The organism is Limnohabitans sp. MMS-10A-192 (assembly GCF_003063335.1).
Lineage (GTDB): Bacteria > Pseudomonadota > Gammaproteobacteria > Burkholderiales > Burkholderiaceae_C > Limnohabitans_A.
Genome location: NZ_NERX01000013.1, coordinates 14,790 through 29,760 on the forward strand (window position 1 = coordinate 14,790; position 14,971 = coordinate 29,760).

At 57.8% G+C, this 14,971-nt stretch carries 22 protein-coding genes; 2 read left to right on the plus strand and 20 right to left on the minus strand.

What is annotated here, in order from left to right; genetic code table 11:
* Positions 1–14: 14 nt before the first annotated feature.
* The 20 genes from B9Z43_RS16485 to B9Z43_RS16580 form a co-directional block, all read right to left on the minus strand.
* On the minus strand, positions 15–578 hold the full coding sequence (locus B9Z43_RS16485) for a hypothetical protein (RefSeq protein WP_100173220.1): 564 nt from the start codon (positions 576–578) through the stop codon (positions 15–17).
* A gap of 11 nt (positions 579–589) precedes the next feature.
* Positions 590–1,189 carry a hypothetical protein gene (locus B9Z43_RS16490; protein ID WP_146186081.1) on the minus strand — a complete coding sequence of 200 codons (600 nt, stop codon included), beginning with the start codon at positions 1,187–1,189 and terminating at the stop codon, positions 590–592.
* 3 nt (positions 1,190–1,192) lie between these two features.
* Complete coding sequence (locus tag B9Z43_RS16495) at positions 1,193–2,956, minus strand: phage tail tape measure C-terminal domain-containing protein (protein ID WP_158270141.1); 1,764 nt, start codon at positions 2,954–2,956, stop codon at positions 1,193–1,195.
* Entirely contained in the window at positions 2,901–3,179 is a 279-nt protein-coding gene (locus B9Z43_RS17205) for a hypothetical protein (protein ID WP_158270142.1), read from the minus strand. Before B9Z43_RS17205 ends, B9Z43_RS16495 begins: the two co-directional genes overlap by 56 nt.
* Positions 3,180–3,186: 7 nt before the next feature.
* Positions 3,187–3,435, minus strand: coding sequence for a hypothetical protein (locus B9Z43_RS16505; RefSeq protein ID WP_108327015.1), 249 nt, complete (start codon positions 3,433–3,435; stop codon positions 3,187–3,189).
* Positions 3,436–3,458: 23 nt separating this feature from the next.
* A complete protein-coding gene (locus B9Z43_RS16510) occupies positions 3,459–3,944 on the minus strand; it encodes a hypothetical protein (RefSeq protein WP_199222333.1) in 486 nt (161 codons plus the stop codon).
* 51 nt (positions 3,945–3,995) lie between these two features.
* Positions 3,996–4,265 (minus strand): type II toxin-antitoxin system RelE/ParE family toxin, encoded by a 270-nt coding sequence (locus tag B9Z43_RS16515; protein ID WP_108327016.1) that lies wholly within the window; start codon positions 4,263–4,265, stop codon positions 3,996–3,998.
* Positions 4,266–4,268: 3 nt separating this feature from the next.
* Entirely contained in the window at positions 4,269–4,505 is a 237-nt protein-coding gene (locus B9Z43_RS16520) for a CopG family ribbon-helix-helix protein (RefSeq protein ID WP_108327017.1), read from the minus strand.
* Positions 4,506–4,599: 94 nt separating this feature from the next.
* Positions 4,600–5,247 carry a phage tail tube protein gene (locus B9Z43_RS16525; protein ID WP_108327018.1) on the minus strand — a complete coding sequence of 216 codons (648 nt, stop codon included), beginning with the start codon at positions 5,245–5,247 and terminating at the stop codon, positions 4,600–4,602.
* Positions 5,248–5,277: 30 nt separating this feature from the next.
* Complete coding sequence (locus B9Z43_RS16530) at positions 5,278–5,616, minus strand: DUF3168 domain-containing protein (RefSeq protein ID WP_108327019.1); 339 nt, start codon at positions 5,614–5,616, stop codon at positions 5,278–5,280.
* 8 nt (positions 5,617–5,624) lie between these two features.
* A complete protein-coding gene (locus tag B9Z43_RS16535) occupies positions 5,625–6,149 on the minus strand; it encodes an HK97-gp10 family putative phage morphogenesis protein (RefSeq protein WP_108327020.1) in 525 nt (174 codons plus the stop codon).
* A complete protein-coding gene (locus B9Z43_RS16540) occupies positions 6,103–6,453 on the minus strand; it encodes a phage head closure protein (protein ID WP_158270144.1) in 351 nt (116 codons plus the stop codon). The genes B9Z43_RS16535 and B9Z43_RS16540 overlap by 47 nt, the downstream gene beginning before the upstream one ends.
* A 10-nt stretch (positions 6,454–6,463) precedes the next feature.
* A complete protein-coding gene (locus tag B9Z43_RS16545; protein WP_108327022.1) occupies positions 6,464–7,087 on the minus strand; it encodes a head-tail connector protein in 624 nt (207 codons plus the stop codon).
* Positions 7,088–7,507: a hypothetical protein gene (locus tag B9Z43_RS16550; protein ID WP_233253977.1), complete on the minus strand. Its 420-nt coding sequence runs from the start codon at positions 7,505–7,507 to the stop codon at positions 7,088–7,090.
* A gap of 53 nt (positions 7,508–7,560) precedes the next feature.
* Positions 7,561–8,871: a phage major capsid protein gene (locus B9Z43_RS16555; RefSeq protein ID WP_108327024.1), complete on the minus strand. Its 1,311-nt coding sequence runs from the start codon at positions 8,869–8,871 to the stop codon at positions 7,561–7,563.
* Between the two features lie 120 nt (positions 8,872–8,991).
* Positions 8,992–9,927, minus strand: coding sequence for a S49 family peptidase (locus B9Z43_RS16560; RefSeq protein ID WP_108327025.1), 936 nt, complete (start codon positions 9,925–9,927; stop codon positions 8,992–8,994).
* Positions 9,924–11,312 (minus strand): phage portal protein, encoded by a 1,389-nt coding sequence (locus B9Z43_RS16565; protein WP_199222334.1) that lies wholly within the window; start codon positions 11,310–11,312, stop codon positions 9,924–9,926. The genes B9Z43_RS16560 and B9Z43_RS16565 overlap by 4 nt, the downstream gene beginning before the upstream one ends.
* Before the next feature lie 127 nt (positions 11,313–11,439).
* Positions 11,440–13,152: a terminase large subunit gene (locus tag B9Z43_RS16570; protein WP_108327031.1), complete on the minus strand. Its 1,713-nt coding sequence runs from the start codon at positions 13,150–13,152 to the stop codon at positions 11,440–11,442.
* Between the two features lie 5 nt (positions 13,153–13,157).
* Positions 13,158–13,622 carry a phage terminase small subunit P27 family gene (locus B9Z43_RS16575; RefSeq protein WP_108327027.1) on the minus strand — a complete coding sequence of 155 codons (465 nt, stop codon included), beginning with the start codon at positions 13,620–13,622 and terminating at the stop codon, positions 13,158–13,160.
* Between the two features lie 125 nt (positions 13,623–13,747).
* Positions 13,748–14,023: an HNH endonuclease gene (locus tag B9Z43_RS16580; protein WP_158270145.1), complete on the minus strand. Its 276-nt coding sequence runs from the start codon at positions 14,021–14,023 to the stop codon at positions 13,748–13,750.
* 211 nt (positions 14,024–14,234) lie between these two features.
* Here B9Z43_RS16580 and B9Z43_RS16585 point away from each other — a divergent pair, with 211 nt between their 5' ends.
* Together B9Z43_RS16585 and B9Z43_RS16590 are read left to right on the plus strand one after the other, a co-directional pair.
* On the plus strand, positions 14,235–14,435 hold the full coding sequence (locus tag B9Z43_RS16585) for a hypothetical protein (protein ID WP_108327032.1): 201 nt from the start codon (positions 14,235–14,237) through the stop codon (positions 14,433–14,435).
* Positions 14,436–14,448: 13 nt separating this feature from the next.
* On the plus strand, positions 14,449–14,928 hold the full coding sequence (locus B9Z43_RS16590) for a DUF3489 domain-containing protein (protein ID WP_108327029.1): 480 nt from the start codon (positions 14,449–14,451) through the stop codon (positions 14,926–14,928).
* The last annotated feature ends 43 nt before the right edge of the window (positions 14,929–14,971 follow it).

Below are 14,971 nucleotides of genomic sequence, written 5' to 3' on the forward strand. Positions count from 1 at the left end.
TTGGCACGCTTAGCTCAAAGAGACCCCCACTTGATTTCACGGTTGATGTTGGTCACGAACTGAAACCCCCGGTCACCCGGAAACCAGATCTGCTCTTCCGGGTCGTTGGTGTGCCTGCCCGGCGTGCGTTGGAAATCTACCCATTGCGAACTGGCAGTTACTGCGATCGTGCAGGTGCCGTTGTTGGGGTCATCGGAAATTTCCATACTGTCAATCCGACCATCGAACACCAGCAAAGGGTTGCTGATGATTGCCAGGCGGTAATCCAGAAAACCCTTGTAGATGGCGATGCGCCGGTCGATATAGGGCTTGGACAGTGCAATCGAGATCCAAGTCTGATCCACAGCCGAGACTTGAACCGTGACATTGGGAATGCTCATGTCACTGGTCTCTGACAGGCCGGAGAACCCGAGAAAGTGACCGTTAGCTGTGTAGGTGTTGGTGCTCCAGAGCACGTTGATCCAGGCGTCCGTCATGCGGATGGTGCCGTCGTCAAACCAGGCCTCAACCAAATAGACAGGCTGGTTGCTTGACTTGAGGATCTCGGCGATGAACTCTGAACTTGCTCCACGATCCATAAAAATTGACCTTAAAAGGCCTCCACCAATTGCAAGCTGAAGTTGTAAATGGACCCAGGAGCCACGGCAGACTCCATCGTGTCTGCGCCCAAAGCCAGCGTGAACGGCACATTGCGTACGGTAATCACTGCGCCGTCGGCAGGCACCGCCAGCAAGGCTGGCTCAATCGCCAAAGTGGCTAGGCCAAAGGCATCGGCATTCACATCAGCGGTGACCATGTAGACCTTGGTCTGGCCAGTAACGCCAATGAAGTCACCGGCTTTGAGGGCACCAGTAAGTCCTGCCGTCCAGCCACGCGTCGACAGACTTCTGCCTTGTTGGTTGGCTCCGTTGATCTGCGGCGTGCCGGTGGCCACGCCTTGAGGCAGTTTGTGCGCAGGCAGCACAGCGGTAAAGCTGTCCCACTGGCCGCGTTGGGCGACAACAAAGGCCTGAATCGGTGCGAATTGCGCACGGGTCAGACCCACCCAGTCGGCAGTAATCACCCAGCGTTGAGCGCCGTTGGTACGCACACTGCGGCGCAGGTTGTGCGAGATCGACACGCGTGTGGGCTGATAAGACTGAATCTTGATGGCGCTTGGCGCTGGGGTCAGAGGAAATGTTCCGCTCATGACTTATCCCGTAATCCCGTAGCGTCCGCGCATGTTGAGCGCCTGGTTCACGATGCCCACCACTACGGCCTTGTTTTGCACCATGGCGGACTGGAAGCTGCGTGCATCCATGGCACGCACCGAGAAATTGATGTTGATTGGCGCTTGGGATGTGACCGTTCCGCTGTCGCTGCCGCCGGGTGAAGATGTTGTACCTGCCGACTTCCCGTTGGGGACGATCGTTCCTGCGCCGTTGGGCACAAACCACTCGGGGCCTTGCTCACCCACGATGTAGGGCTGGCCACCGGCGACAGGACCGCCATCAGCCTTGAACAGGCCCGACAGAAAGTTTCCCGCGCTACTGAACATCCCTGAGAGTGACATGCCGCTGGTCGCTTGTGCCAGTGGTTTCATGATGCTGTTTTGGATCTGGATGCGAATCAGGTCCGCGATGATGGAATTGGCCAGGCTCTTGAAGTCGAGCTTGCCGGTCAGCACAAAGCTCACCAGCGCGTCTTCCATACCTTTGAATGCATTTGTAAAGAGCCGCTCGGACTGGGCAGCTGCGTTAGTGACGGTGTCGATGTAGTTGTTGAGAGCTTTGGTAACACCCGTCTCCCACGAGCGCTCAGCCTCCCAACGGGCTTCAATCGCTTTGACCATGACTGCTGTGGACTTGACAGCCTCATCGCGCAGGCGCTGCTGGGTATCTGCCGTCAGTTTGGTGCCGCTTTGCTCGGCATCCCAGATTTGCTGTTCGACGGCCAGGAAGTTCTTACGCTTGACGTTGGCGATCTCCTGGGCCCGGGCGTTCATTCCAATCAGGTCGGTCTGGAATATGTACTGCTCGTTGGCTTGCTCCAGGCTGTGCGTGAAGGCATTGATGCGCTTGGTCTCATCGAACTTCTGCTGGGCATCGAATCGATCATTCACCGCCTGCACCAAAGTGGCCGTGGACTTGGTCGCCTCGGTGCGCAATCTCTGCTGCGCACCGGTGGACAACTTCGAGCCGTTCTTTTCTGCATCCCAGATTTGCTGCTCAACGGCCAGGAAATTCTTGCGACCCTCCGTGGCCAGAGCCTGATCGCGGGCGTTCAGTCCAATCAGGGTGTTTTGGAATTCATATTGCTGGTTGGCCACATCAAGACTGTGGGCGAAAGCATCGATGCGCTTGCTCTCGTCAATGGACTGGATGCTTGAGACGGTGGCTGTCACTTTGGCCATGTCACCCAGACGGCCTTCTTTGACCGCCAGCAAACGACCTTTTTCGATCATCGCCTCGTACTTTCCCAACTTGTCTTTGATTGATTCGACATTGAGCGAGTCCAGGTAGGAATCAAACGGGCTGGTTTTGTCGGGCCGCTGGTCTGGAATGGCAAACGAGCGCTTGGGCGAATCGACAGGTTTTTTCAGACCTGCATCCCGCTGGGCAAACTGCTCATCGAGTTTTGTGAGAAACAGCGGCGCGGTCCAAATCTTGACCATGTCCTCGTTGAAGGACTCGGCGTGGCTCTTGAGGTCTGACGTCAGCGTTGCAAAGCGGCGCTTGACCGGATCGAGTGACTTCTCACTGATCATCTCCGCTCCAATGCCGTCCATGAAAGCCAGCACCGAGACCACGTCCGCTCCGGTGGCTGCAATGGCGTTACCGGCAATGCGAACAATACGAACACAAGCGTCAAAGATGTCGATGAAGGCAGCCACTGCACGCAAACCTTCCCGTGCCCAAGTCTCAATCACGTTGTCTTGCTTGAGTTGCTTGGCCGTGTCGTTGAGTCGCTCGGTCACCCGCAGACGCAATCGCCCCCTTGATGCCATCGGCAAAAGCATCAAAGGTGTATGCCGCCGCCATGGCCATCACTGCGCCTTTGACCGTCTTCATGGCGGTTTCCGACACATTGCCGATGGTGTCCATGGCTTTCTTGGCCATGAACTCGGCCTTATTCAGGTCGGATTCAAAGCGAGCGACATTGGCCTCGAGGCTGACCACGAGACTGGCGAGGGTTGCCATGGGAGATTTATTCCTTTTTGCCCAAGAGGGCTGAGATCAAACGGCTATGCGCCTCAACATCAAAGCTCTGATCGGGCGGAGCATCGGCGTCATTGGTGGCTGCAGGTTCTGAAGTACGCAGTCCCGGCATAAAGTCATCGGCCTGGTACGCATCCTGACCTTCGCGGCGGTGGACGTTGGCCAGCGTGGCGCAGACCTGGCCAAAGCCAAAGTCGGCCCGCATGTCCGGCAAGCCTTCCAGAGAGGCAAATGCCATCCACTCCGCAACCTGCTGCGAACTCAGGTTTGCGAGGAGATGGTCAGGGTGTTGGAATCCAAGGGCAAGGCAGAGTCGGAAATAGAAACGGCGCTCGGGACGCCGCTGGAGTTTTTTGTGAGTTCCTCCACATCTGCGCCCGACAAGCCATTGAGCTTTTGCGCAATGGCAAACACCCGGTCCAATGCAGCGCCAGATTTGGCACCGAGCAGATCCACCTCTTCGTCGGTAAACAGGCGCTGGCCACCCTCATCAATTACTGTGAGGCCCATCAGACGCGCGCGCATATTGGTGAGATCGACCTTGCGGTCCTTGCCCTCGCCACGAACCATGCTGGCCTCAAAGGCATCACGCTCGCGACCGGTGAAACTGCGCACGCGCACGACACCACCCCATTCGGGGACATTGACGTCCTCTGTTTGAAGGTCGTTGGCGCAAAGGATGGCGGATTTAGAAAGTAGTGTCATAGGTACTCCAGAAATGAAAAAACCCGCCGAGGTTTTAGCCATGGGCGGGTTGGTTTACGGACAAAGGTCAGCGTCAGGGGCTGACCCGGTTCGTCATAGATTTCGGGCTGCGTGATGCAACCTCAAAATTTCAACATCGTCGCCACGCACGCGGTAAATGGCGATGTAGTTCTTGTGCAGGACCAGCTCACGCGTGCCAGGGACGCGGCCAGCCCGGCCCATGCCTGGATGGGCCTGAAGTTTGGTCACAGCGGCCTGCAACTCCAGCACAAAGCTGGTGGCGCGGGTCGGGTTGTCTTTGGCGATGAAGCCAGCGATGTCATCCACTGACGCGAGCGCTGTCTTGGTCCATTTGATCGACATGAATCAAGCGTCGTATTTGGCGAACACCGCTTTGACCTGCTTGTCGGTTGCGAATTCACCTGCGTCGGCCTCCTTGATGCCTTCGTGAATGTCACGAATCTGCCAGGATTCACTCTGCACGTAGTTGGTCAGCGCATCAATGGCCAAAAAGCTCTTGGTCCGGGCGGTCGCCTTGGCCAGTTCTTCGATCTGGTTGTAAAGCGCCTCGGGCAGGCGTACGTTAATGGTTCTGGCGGTCATGGCGTAACACTCCTGTGCATGTGTAATACAGTGCATTATCCACTTCACAAAGCCAAAGGTCAAGGTGGGCGGCCTCTTCCCTGAGCATGAGACCTTAGGCCCAGGTGATTGAGCCAGAGATGCGCAGCTCAGCCGAGCGCCGGATCGCCTGATCCACCGCGCCCTGGCTGTTGAATTTCTTCACGTAGGCAGTGAAAGTTGCGGTGTTGCCGTTGGGCAAAATCAACTTGAAGTTCTTGGCCACACCGGTCACCAGCGCAGTCATCAGAGCCAGTTGGCCTGCATCGCTGTTGTCCTGGTCGACCTCAATGGCAAAAGCACCGGGATCAAATAGACCCAAGATGAATTCCTTGGCGGTCGAATCAAAGTTGGTTCGCTCAATCTCGGAGGCTGAGCCGTCAAAGCCGCTGTAGCTCTTGACGTTGGAAATCTTGGTCCACTGCACAGGGGTGGCCGTGCCGCCGCTGGTGTAGGTCGTATAACCAGTCGCATCCAGTCCAGCGAGGGTCACGATCTTGGTCGTAGGTTCGATGTACTGCACCACGAAGCTGTTGCCGTTCAGCTGCGTGGTGCCAACGACGCCAGCGATGGTGATCACATCACCCTTGTTCAATGCGGTGACCGCTGAGAGCGTGACCCGGCAAGGGTTGGTGAGCGAGACGGCAGTGATGGTGAGTGCCGACCCTGAAGTTGTGCCGATACTGACGGTGGAGCCTTGGGCTGAGATGGCGGTGCTTGGCATAGAGTTCTCCTAAAAGTTATGGCCTGTTAATTAATTCCAGATCGAAAAATCCAAAATCACCCGGTGCAGCAATGCCTCAGGTTCGAATTGGTCTTGCTCAAGGAGCAAGACGTGGGTGATGGCGCTGCTTTTCATAGCGGCTTTGACGGTCTCGGCCAAGGCAACGGCAGCGGCGTAGGTGATGTCAAAGCAGTCCACCTGCAGACGGGTGTTTTCAATGGGTGCGCCGTCGGCCAGGGTGTTTTCAGGTGCGCTGGACACGCGGGCATAGACCACGTAGGGCTTTTGCACGTTGTTGGGTGCCACGTTCGGATACACCCTTCCCCCGGCCACACCTGCGAGGGCCGCGAAAAGGTCTTGCTGAATCATTTTTTGATCTACTTTTTCAATTCACGTGCAGCTTGCTCAATGCGCTCAGCAAGCCGTGTCTTGATGGCTGATAGCGCATCGTTTTTCTTCATGTCAAAAGCAGGCCGTAGAAACGGGCGCGCGGACATCTTTACGGTCCCGAACTCCACAAAGCGCCAGTACCAAGCGTCTTGCGAAAGGTTTCCCTTCTTGCCTTGATTGCGGTACTTCTTGCCATGCCGAACCGTCACAAAGAAGGTCTGCTTGTTCTTGTTCGACAACTCAGGGATCTGTTTCAAAATCACCGAACGCTTCAAAGTGCCGGGCGGTGGCTGGTTGGGTCCCAGATCGCCCGTGGCAACAGGAGCTTGCAACTTAGCCTCATCGCGGATCACTTTTGCTCCGGCATAGACCGCTGCACGCAATCCGTTCTTGGCCACCCGGTCAGGCAACTCTTTCAAAGCCTTGGCCAAGGCATCAAGGCCCTGAATCTGAACGCTCTCGTACTTAGCCATCGTCCAGACCCTCTGAGGCCAGCAGCGTGACCAATACATTGCTCTCGTCCTCGTTCAACGCCGCGTGGATGTTGAAGATGCGAGCTTTGTAGAGCGCTCGGTATCCAGATACAACGCGGGTATCGGTGAGACTTGACTGATAACGCACAGTGATTAGGTGGGAGATTTCGCTGGCCATGCGCTGTGCACTTTCCAGCTCGCGCCCCGTCAAGGGCTGTATATCGGCCCAAATGGTGGCCACATTCAGCCAAGTTCGGACCGGACCGCCGTAGCTGTCTTGCGCATTGCTTTGTCGCTGCAAGGAAATGCGCCGGTTTAGCTGACCCGCTCGTAATGAACTCATGGGATCGCCCTCATACGAAAGCGACCTTGTAGGGGTCAAGCAAACCATCAATAAATGGGAGCGCTTCCACGCGGCCGCGACTTAGAACTGCAATCTCTTCACGGTGGGCATAAAGGCTGCCGACACGCAATTTGATCCAGCTCTTGATTCCCTCTGGTACCTGGGCGGCGCTGCCATACCCGGCGTCGAAGGTGACCGATACCGCACCAATCTGCGGCAAGCAAACCGGCCAGATCTGGCCATACACGGGTGTAATGCGGGCGGGCTCACAGGCGTTGTCCACCGTATAGGTGGCCCCAGGCATGACCTGCAGCGCAGACCCCATGTCAAGGTAATTGATCGAAACGACTGACTGCACCGGCGTCTTGAACAGCAAAATGGCATGCCCTGGCAAGCTGAAAGCTTGACCTGCGGGTACGCCCATCTGAGACGGTCCGGGAAAGCAGTCGAGTACTTGCTTCCAGCGGGCAGTGGTGAACTGCCTGCCGGTCAGAGTCTCGGCTGCTTGACGGGCTGCAGTGATGAGCGATGCAATCAGCATGTCATCCTCGTCAAAATCCACCCGCAGATGGAGTTTGGCTTCCCACAGGGACACCGGCTCCTCTGAAGGTGGTGTGACGAGTTGCAATGGCATTTAGATCACCTGAACCACAGCAGCCTGATTGCCCACGTCCGCCGGTGCATAACGGGGGTTGACCCCAAGCAGCTGGGCCGAGGTGATGCTGGCGGCCACGCCAACGGTCACTGTGACGCGCACAAAACCGAAGCCGTTCACGGTGTCGAGCTCTTCAGGCTTGACATTGACGAGCGCCTGTTTGTTGTCACCCGTGGCTTTGACGATCTGGGTGATCGCTTTGCCGCTGATGTCTTTGGCACCTGTGCCTGCACTGTCCAGCGCCTGCTGCAACTTGGCGTCGACCGTGGCTGAGGTGCCAAGAACGCCAGTCTGCACCAGTGCCAGAAATCCGAGGTAGTTGGCAACGGACACCCAGCCGGTGCTGACTGCACCTGCAGCCTGTGTGGCCGGATCGATGGTGGCAAGTACTGCGAGCATCTCGCTTGCTTTTGAGTTGGGATACATGGTTTTTCCTTGTAGGGTCCGGCGGCTTAGCGCGCGCCAAGTTGGATGAAGGGGGACATGGTTGCGCTGCCCTTGGCTGGCGCAATGGGGGAGACGATCTTGGATTGGCCGTCCATGCGGAAGGTCGTGCGAAACGCCGTGAGATCGGCATCGAAGTACAGGTGCATGGAGGTAGCGGTCTGCATACCGCCGGACTTGGTGATCGTCTGGTAGTACTTCAGGTCCACCAGCAAGATGTCACCCTGCGCAGAGAAGGTGTTGGCGTGTTGAGACACAAACACCGGGCGACCCAAGAGCGTGCCGTACGGGGAGACCTGAATTCCACCCACCGTCAGTCCCGTCGGGATGTAGATCGGGTAGTTGCCCAGCGTCAGCGTGAAAAGCGCTGGCAGCACATCGTTGTTAACGATCCAGACCGCATTGGCAAACGAGCCAGTCGGCAAGCGGGCAATCATCTTGGCCAGGTTCTGAGGCACAAGTGTTTGTGTCGTTTGGCCTGCCTCTTTGGCCACGGTGACCGTAGCGCCTGAACTCAAGGCACCTACAGGCACGCCATTGCCAGCGCCAAACAGGATGGACTCGTTCATCTTCCAGCGAATGGATGTCGCCACTTTGTCGGGCAGGTAGCTGGTCAGTGCGCTGGCGTCATCCAGTAACTCGTCCGTGGTGGGCACGAGCGCCATGAGTTTTTTCAGGCGCAAAGTAGCAAGACCCAGGACCGGCTTGGTGGCAATGGCTGAGGCAGCTTCGCCCTGCCAGTAGGCGCGGATACCGTTGGTGCCCCAGGGGGTGGTCTCGTCCTTGGGGAACGCCATGCTGTTGCCAGAGATCTCGACGTTATCGGTCATTGGCAAAAGCGAGTCTTCGCCCAGCGAGAGCTGAAAAATCTGCTGCGAGAACTGGGGTGGCACCATGAAGCCGCCGTCCTGACCCGACGACTCGTTGGCAAAGCTGCCGGGTGCGACAGCACCACGGCCACCGCCAATCAGTAAGCGATCGTCGAGAGACTTGCCGGGTTTTTCTGCCTGGTAGACGGCCTGCATGAACTCACCTACTGACTGGAAGCCATGCATAGGATCAGCCTGGCGGTTGTCAGTCACGGTCACGTGCGCACTCCGGGGCTGATGCATGGCCATCTGCGCTTCTTCAGCGATCAGACTGGCCTCACGGTCAATTGCGGCTGAAGCTGATTCGATGCGAGCCTTCAACGCATCAAATGCGCTGACCTCCTCATCGCTCATGTCGCGGTTATCTGCAGCAGCGCGGTCGGTCAGCGAGCGGGCCTCTTTAACCAGGGTGGATTTGCGAGCCTGCAGCTCGCGCATTTGTTTACTCATGAAAGGGTTCTCCAGAAATGAAAAAGCCACCGCATCCCGAAGGAGTCAGTGGCTGGTTGGGGAACGACCGACGGGTCGTATCAATGAAGGGCTGTGCTCAACGGAGCACAGCCCGCAAAATCAAAGGTAGGCCAGCGAATTTCTCGCTTGCAGCAGACGCGAGGCCTGCGGTTTGTTCTGTACTTTGGCGTTGCGGCGCATCTTGCGCACCACGTCATCCAGGGAGGCAATGCCGTCAACCATGTTGCTGGCAAGGGCGGCTTCGGCACCTAGTACACGGCCCTGGCCCATGCCATCACGTACTTGGGCGATGGAGACCCCACGACCCTTGGCAACTGCCTTGGTGAACGCTGCGTAGTAGTCGTCAACGCGGGATTGCATGAAGGCTTGTGCGTCTTCGTCCAGCGGGGTGTAAGGATTGCCCTCGACCTTGAACTTGCCCGCCGATATGAGCGTGGTTTTAACGCCTGCCTCATCCATAGCTTTGCTGTAGTCCTGGTGCGCCTGCCACACGCCGATAGATCCCACTTCACCGCCGGGGGTGACATAAAACTCGGAGGCACAAGCGCCAATCCAATAGGCCGCCGAGGCAGCCAGACTGTTGGCAATGGCAATGACCGGCTTTTGCGCCCGGGCGCTGATGATTTCATCGGCGAGTTCTGCAACGCCATAAACGCTGCCCCCGGGGCTGTCGATGTCGATCAGAATCTGACTCACGCTCTCGTCTGTGAGTGCCTGACGCAAACTTGCAGCGAACTGCTGGGTGCTGACACTTCCCGGGCCTGAGACGTCATCAACCATATTGCCCCGCTGGGTGACCATGCCATAGAGCGGCAAAACAGCTATACCGTTTCCAGCACCGCCTCCATTGACCTGATTGGACTGACGCCGGGCCTCACGGGCGCTGCGATCTGCTGCGATGCGTTGCATCACGTCTTCACTTGCGGGCGTGTTGCGCGACCAGCGTGCAAGCACGGCAGCAACGGCATTCAATCGTTCGGGCATCAAAGCCCAGGGTGTCGCCAAAAACTCGGCGATCAGAAGTTGTTGGTTCAAGGTGTTTCCCCCAGTGCAATCAATGATTGAGTCAGCTCTGCTTCATTTATCGGTTTAGCGCTGATCGCGTGAGCCCATGCAGCTGCACGATCAGGTGAGACGGCCAGTGCTTCGGCGATCAGCGCTATGTCTTTGTCATCAATCGTTCCGGCGCGGCTGATGCGCCGTGCCCATCGTTCAGCGGCGCTCGCCACAACGGCCGACAAGCGGGCTGCGGCGGTGTCATCTGCGTCGTCTTTAGGCTCAGCCTTTTCTTGGGCTGGTGGTTCTGAAGCCTCTGCATCCGCTTCAAGATCTTCGGCCGAGCCTTCTTCAACCATGTTCAAGGGGCGCAGCGGCTCATCCAGCCCGTCAATCGGATTCAGGTTTTCTGCAATACGCGCCTCATTTCGCGTGAGCCAACCGTTTTGGATCCCGCTTTGGTAGTAGCTCGAGCGGCTGGCGGCATCGCCGCGCATCAAGTTGGCGAAGTCAAATTCAATCTCGATGTCATCGCCCTCAAGCAGCAACTCCGATTCGATGCTGGCCTCCCAGCGCTCAGCCCAGGGTGTCATGGTGTGCATGACAAACTCCAGGCTTTGCTGCTCAATGTTGGAGAACGTTGCGCGCTCAAGGTCGGCAATCATGTGCGGCGGAACGCGAAACAGCCGGGCGATATCAGTGATCTGAAACTTACGCAGCTCCAGAAACTGGGCGTCTTTGTTGGTGACACCCACTTCGTGGAACTTCATGCCGTTTTCCAGCACCAGGACCTTGCCCCGGTTGGCACCAGACTGCGCCTGCTGGTAGGACTCACGAAACACCTTCTTGGCCTCGTTGTCCTTGAACGAGCCGGGAAACTCAATCCAGCCGCCGGTCGGCTTGGCGTCGTTGGCAAAGAAGCGTGCGCCGTAATCCTGGGCGGCCAGCGCCATGCCCAGGTTTTCTCGGGCAAGTTCAATCGGGCTCATGCCCATCAAGCCGTCTGAGGACAGGCCGCGCAGGTGCCAGACATCACCTCTGGGCATGATGACCTCGGTACCCGCCCGGTCAGTAACCCGGTAGCGGTATTCACCAGAGGACAGCAACTCGATCTTGACCCTGTCCGGATGGATCGGCATCAACTCGATGATCTCGCCGCGCGGGTTGGTGATGATCTGGTTGTACGCGTTGCCGCGCAAAGCCAGGTGGCCTTGGAGCATCTCACGCCACTCGAAAGGATTTTGAAACCGGTTCGGCCGCTTGGCCATCAAGCGATAAAGCCAATGGTCCGTGACCTTGTCCTTGCCGCCATCCGCGCGGCGCTGGTAAACCACCAAAGGCAGCGATGCCATGGTCTCAGCCAGGATGCGCACACAGGCGTACACCGCAGCCAGGCGCAGCGCGCTGTCAGGCGAGACGCGCATGCCGCTGCCAGTCCGAGCGGAGACCGACCCAAACCAAAATTCGCCGTATGGGCTGCGGTCACCGCTGGAGGCACGGGGTTCACCGGATCCGCGAAAGCGATCAAAAAAGCTAAACAGTCCCATCAGTTCAGAGCAACATCAACTCGTAGTCGGATCCCAGCACCACCGAGTCGCCCGGTTTGATCGCGCGCGATAGCGCCATGATCAGTGCCACGATGCCGTCGATCTTGTTTTCTGCTCGCTCCTTGCGTGGGTAAATGTTGTCTTTGGCGTCCAGGTGGGCCACCACGTTGCTGACCATCCAGCCGAGCACCTGGTCACCGTCGTGAACCAATTTCTTTTGAAGCACTAAGGCTTCAAGCGTTTTCATCGGCTCTGAGAAATTCAGCACCGTTGGACGCACTTCAATCATGGGCAGACCCTCACTCATCATTCGGGTCGAGAGTTGCGTCGCCTGAAACGGATCAAACGCGACTGCCTGCACCGCAAAGCGCGAAGACAGATCGTTCAGATCCGCTTCAATCCAACTGAAATCAATCACATTGCCCGGCGTCACAGTCAGCCTGCCCGTGTGCATCCAACCGGGGTACTGGCTGTTGCCGTTGGCATTGACCGTGTCCTCTGGCAGGTAGTACTTGCCAAAGACAGCGAATGCGTCAGCAATCTCGGGATGGGCAAACACAATGACCAAGGCCGCAATGTCTGTCTTGCTGGCCAAGTCCAGGCCCACCCAGCAGGGCTGGCCCACAAAGGACTCGATGTCCAGGTCCTGATCAGCGCAGGCGTCCCAGGAGCGCATGTCCATCCATGCGGTGTCGGCATTGACCCACTCGTTCAAGTGTTTGGTCTTGAAGTTGTTCATCGCACTGGGCAGTTGCATGGCCTTGGCCTGCAGCGGTCCCAGAATTTCCGGGCGCACCGAAATGCCCCAATTGGGGTTCGCCTTCATCAGCGAGTCTTCGCTTGTCCAGTCGTCCCCGTCATCCAGGCCATAGACGATGCCAAACTGGCTGTCGTCCTCGAACACGCCATCGAGCAACCGGGTTACAAAGGTGCGCACCTCGTAGCAAATGCCAGAGCGGTTGCTGCCTGCGGTGGTGATCACCCACAGAAGCGAGTTGTCTCGCTTGCCGGTACCGGTCTCCACCACGTCATAGACGGTGCGGGTTTTGTGGGCATGCAATTCATCGATGCAGCCAAAGTGAATGTTCAAGCCATCAAGCGTCGAGCCTTCAGCTGAGAGCGCTTCAAACTTGGAGCCGGTCTGCAGCACGTTCATGTTGTGCGCACCGACGTTGACAGAAAACCGGCTGCGAAAGCCCTGTGACCTGCGTGCCATGGTCTGGGCATCTCCAAACACAATACGCGCCTGGTCGCGGGTGGTGGCCAAGGAGTAAACCTCGGCACCGCCTTCACCGTCGGCAGCCAGCATGTACAGCGCAAGCGCAGACGACAGGGTTGACTTGGCGTTGCCACGCGGCACCTCAATGTACGAGCGCCGAAAGCGGCGGTTGCCGTCGGGCTTGACCCAGCCGAACACGGTGGTCAGGATGAACACCTGCCAGGGTTCCAGTTTGATCGTCTCGCCTGCCAGCGGCCCCTTGACGTGAGGCAGGCGCTCAATGAACGCGCACAGGTTATCGGCGGGGTGAAACGCCCGGCCATCCTTGGTTGTGAGCTTCGGGTTGAAGCGATAAGGGCTGTCTTTGCCTTTGAACCGGCTCAGGTCTGCCAGTTGGCGTTCGCACGCGCGCTGGACCCACTTGCAGGTCAGGATTTTCCCGGCAACAACGTCTTTGGCGTACTGGCGTGCGATAGCGGCGTAGTCATGTTTTGCCATCTGCATCAACCCGCAATGTCGGCCCAAGGGTCGTTATCCCTTGGGGCGTCACTGGGTGCCGAAATCCGTGAACGTGCCGCTGGGGTGAAACCCATCTCGGTCTCGTAGACCTTCATCTCCATGGCCAGTTCGCGAATCACATCCATCAGTGGCGAGCGACGCAAGATACCGCTGGGTGTCTTGATGATCATCCCCGAGACACCGGCGCGATTGATCTTGGCCAGCGCCTCACGGTACAGACCAGAGCAGTTCGCCCATCGTTCCAGCACTGCACCATCCAGCGCGGACAAGAGTCCGGGCGGGGAATTGGCCACCGCGTAGTTCCAGGCTTCCTTGGCCACGTCGCTCATGTATTCGGGCGGCGTGCACAGCGCCGTGGTGGGCCGAGGCTCGTGGGGATTGGTCCGGCATTTCTGCACGGTGCCTTTGATCTGTTTGATTGCCAGCGGAAGCGGCTTACGACCAGCCATGGGGGTGGACTCAATTCTTCAAAAAAATGTTTTCAATTTGCACGCGCAAAAATCTGTGCAGGCGCACGCATCTCTGGCCGCCATCTGTAGAGATTCAGACCCCCTACCCCCCTGCGGAGGAGTGGTCAGCGCCGAGCTGCGGTCTCGCGTGCCGTCTTTCGGTTGTGACATGAGACGCACAGTGCCTGCAGGTTGACCGTGTCAAAGCGCGCACCGCCGTCCTTGAGGGGCGTGACGTGGTCAGCCACGACGGCTGTCACCACGCGACCACGTTGCTCACACGCGCCGCACACCGGGTGCTGACGCAAGAACGCGGCACGTACCGCGCGCCACTGGGCTGATTGATAAAAGCCCAGCTCCGCATCGAAGCTGCGCCGGGCACGACCGTAGTCACGGTGCACCGCTTTGCGATGGGTATCGCAATACCCAGGCCTTGCCAACACAGCACCACAACCGGGGTGTCTGCAAGGGGTTGGCGCTGACAGTGGCATGAAGTCGACAGTCTTAAGAATGTTCGCAACTATTTGCGGGTCTTGTGGGTTCAGGACTTGGCTTTACTTGTGTTCAGAGCGTTCATACAAACACCAGCAACAACCCAAAGGAAAAACAATCATGAGCAACAGCACCCGAGACCAGCAACTCCAGAAAATCGCGCTGGACCACTTGTTTTTCGCAACCCTTGAGACCCGCAGCAGCGACAGCCTCGACTTCCATGACGTAAGCGTCTGGGCCATCAAGACCGCGTTGCAAGCCGCCTTTGAGGCAGGCCGCAACGCCGCTGCCAGCCCTTCACAAACCCAAGCTAAAAAGTAATCAGGAGATCGACATGACCACACCAGCCAAAGCGCAACTGAGCGCATCGCAACAACAGATCCTCAACCACGCCGCCGTCAACACGGATGGCAAGTTGGTCTGGTTTCCCGAGACCCTCAAGGGCGGTGCCAGAAAGAAAGTTCTCGACAGCCTCTTCAACCGGGCGCTGATCACGACCGACGGCACACATTGGTTTGTAGCCGCTGAAGGCTACGAAGCACTTGGGATGCCGCGTCGAGCGCCCATCACGATGGCGGCTCTGGACGCGGTGATTGAGTCTGCTGAAGCAAGTCCTGAAGCCAAGCCACGCACGCGTGACAACAGCAAGCAAGCCCAGGTGATTGCGATGCTCAAACGAGCCGAGGGCGCAACGATCACGCAAATCTGCGAGGCCACCGGATGGCAATCTCATTACGCCGATGTCCTGGTTATGCCGACCAACATCAGCAACTCGGCCTGTGTGGTGGAGCACGCTGCTTTGCGGTCGGCATAATCACAGAGCATCCAAGAAGGTGAGCAGTTTGTCACTCGGGCGG

Coding starts and splice junctions, on each gene's coding strand:
- B9Z43_RS16485 (WP_100173220.1), bottom strand. CDS start 578: ATGGATCGTGGAGCAAGTTCAGAGTTCATCGCCGAGATCCTCAAGTCA.
- B9Z43_RS16490 (WP_146186081.1), bottom strand. CDS start 1,189: ATGAGCGGAACATTTCCTCTGACCCCAGCGCCAAGCGCCATCAAGATT.
- B9Z43_RS17205 (WP_158270142.1), bottom strand. CDS start 3,179: ATGGCAACCCTCGCCAGTCTCGTGGTCAGCCTCGAGGCCAATGTCGCT.
- B9Z43_RS16505 (WP_108327015.1), bottom strand. CDS start 3,435: ATGGCATTTGCCTCTCTGGAAGGCTTGCCGGACATGCGGGCCGACTTT.
- B9Z43_RS16510 (WP_199222333.1), bottom strand. CDS start 3,944: ATGGCTAAAACCTCGGCGGGTTTTTTCATTTCTGGAGTACCTATGACA.
- B9Z43_RS16515 (WP_108327016.1), bottom strand. CDS start 4,265: ATGTCGATCAAATGGACCAAGACAGCGCTCGCGTCAGTGGATGACATC.
- B9Z43_RS16520 (WP_108327017.1), bottom strand. CDS start 4,505: ATGACCGCCAGAACCATTAACGTACGCCTGCCCGAGGCGCTTTACAAC.
- B9Z43_RS16525 (WP_108327018.1), bottom strand. CDS start 5,247: ATGCCAAGCACCGCCATCTCAGCCCAAGGCTCCACCGTCAGTATCGGC.
- B9Z43_RS16530 (WP_108327019.1), bottom strand. CDS start 5,616: ATGATTCAGCAAGACCTTTTCGCGGCCCTCGCAGGTGTGGCCGGGGGA.
- B9Z43_RS16535 (WP_108327020.1), bottom strand. CDS start 6,149: ATGTATTGGTCACGCTGCTGGCCTCAGAGGGTCTGGACGATGGCTAAG.
- B9Z43_RS16540 (WP_158270144.1), bottom strand. CDS start 6,453: ATGAGTTCATTACGAGCGGGTCAGCTAAACCGGCGCATTTCCTTGCAG.
- B9Z43_RS16545 (WP_108327022.1), bottom strand. CDS start 7,087: ATGCCATTGCAACTCGTCACACCACCTTCAGAGGAGCCGGTGTCCCTG.
- B9Z43_RS16550 (WP_233253977.1), bottom strand. CDS start 7,507: ATGCTCGCAGTACTTGCCACCATCGATCCGGCCACACAGGCTGCAGGT.
- B9Z43_RS16555 (WP_108327024.1), bottom strand. CDS start 8,871: ATGAGTAAACAAATGCGCGAGCTGCAGGCTCGCAAATCCACCCTGGTT.
- B9Z43_RS16565 (WP_199222334.1), bottom strand. CDS start 11,312: ATGCGCGTCTCGCCTGACAGCGCGCTGCGCCTGGCTGCGGTGTACGCC.
- B9Z43_RS16570 (WP_108327031.1), bottom strand. CDS start 13,152: ATGGCAAAACATGACTACGCCGCTATCGCACGCCAGTACGCCAAAGAC.
- B9Z43_RS16575 (WP_108327027.1), bottom strand. CDS start 13,622: ATGGCTGGTCGTAAGCCGCTTCCGCTGGCAATCAAACAGATCAAAGGC.
- B9Z43_RS16585 (WP_108327032.1), top strand. CDS start 14,235: ATGAGCAACAGCACCCGAGACCAGCAACTCCAGAAAATCGCGCTGGAC.
- B9Z43_RS16590 (WP_108327029.1), top strand. CDS start 14,449: ATGACCACACCAGCCAAAGCGCAACTGAGCGCATCGCAACAACAGATC.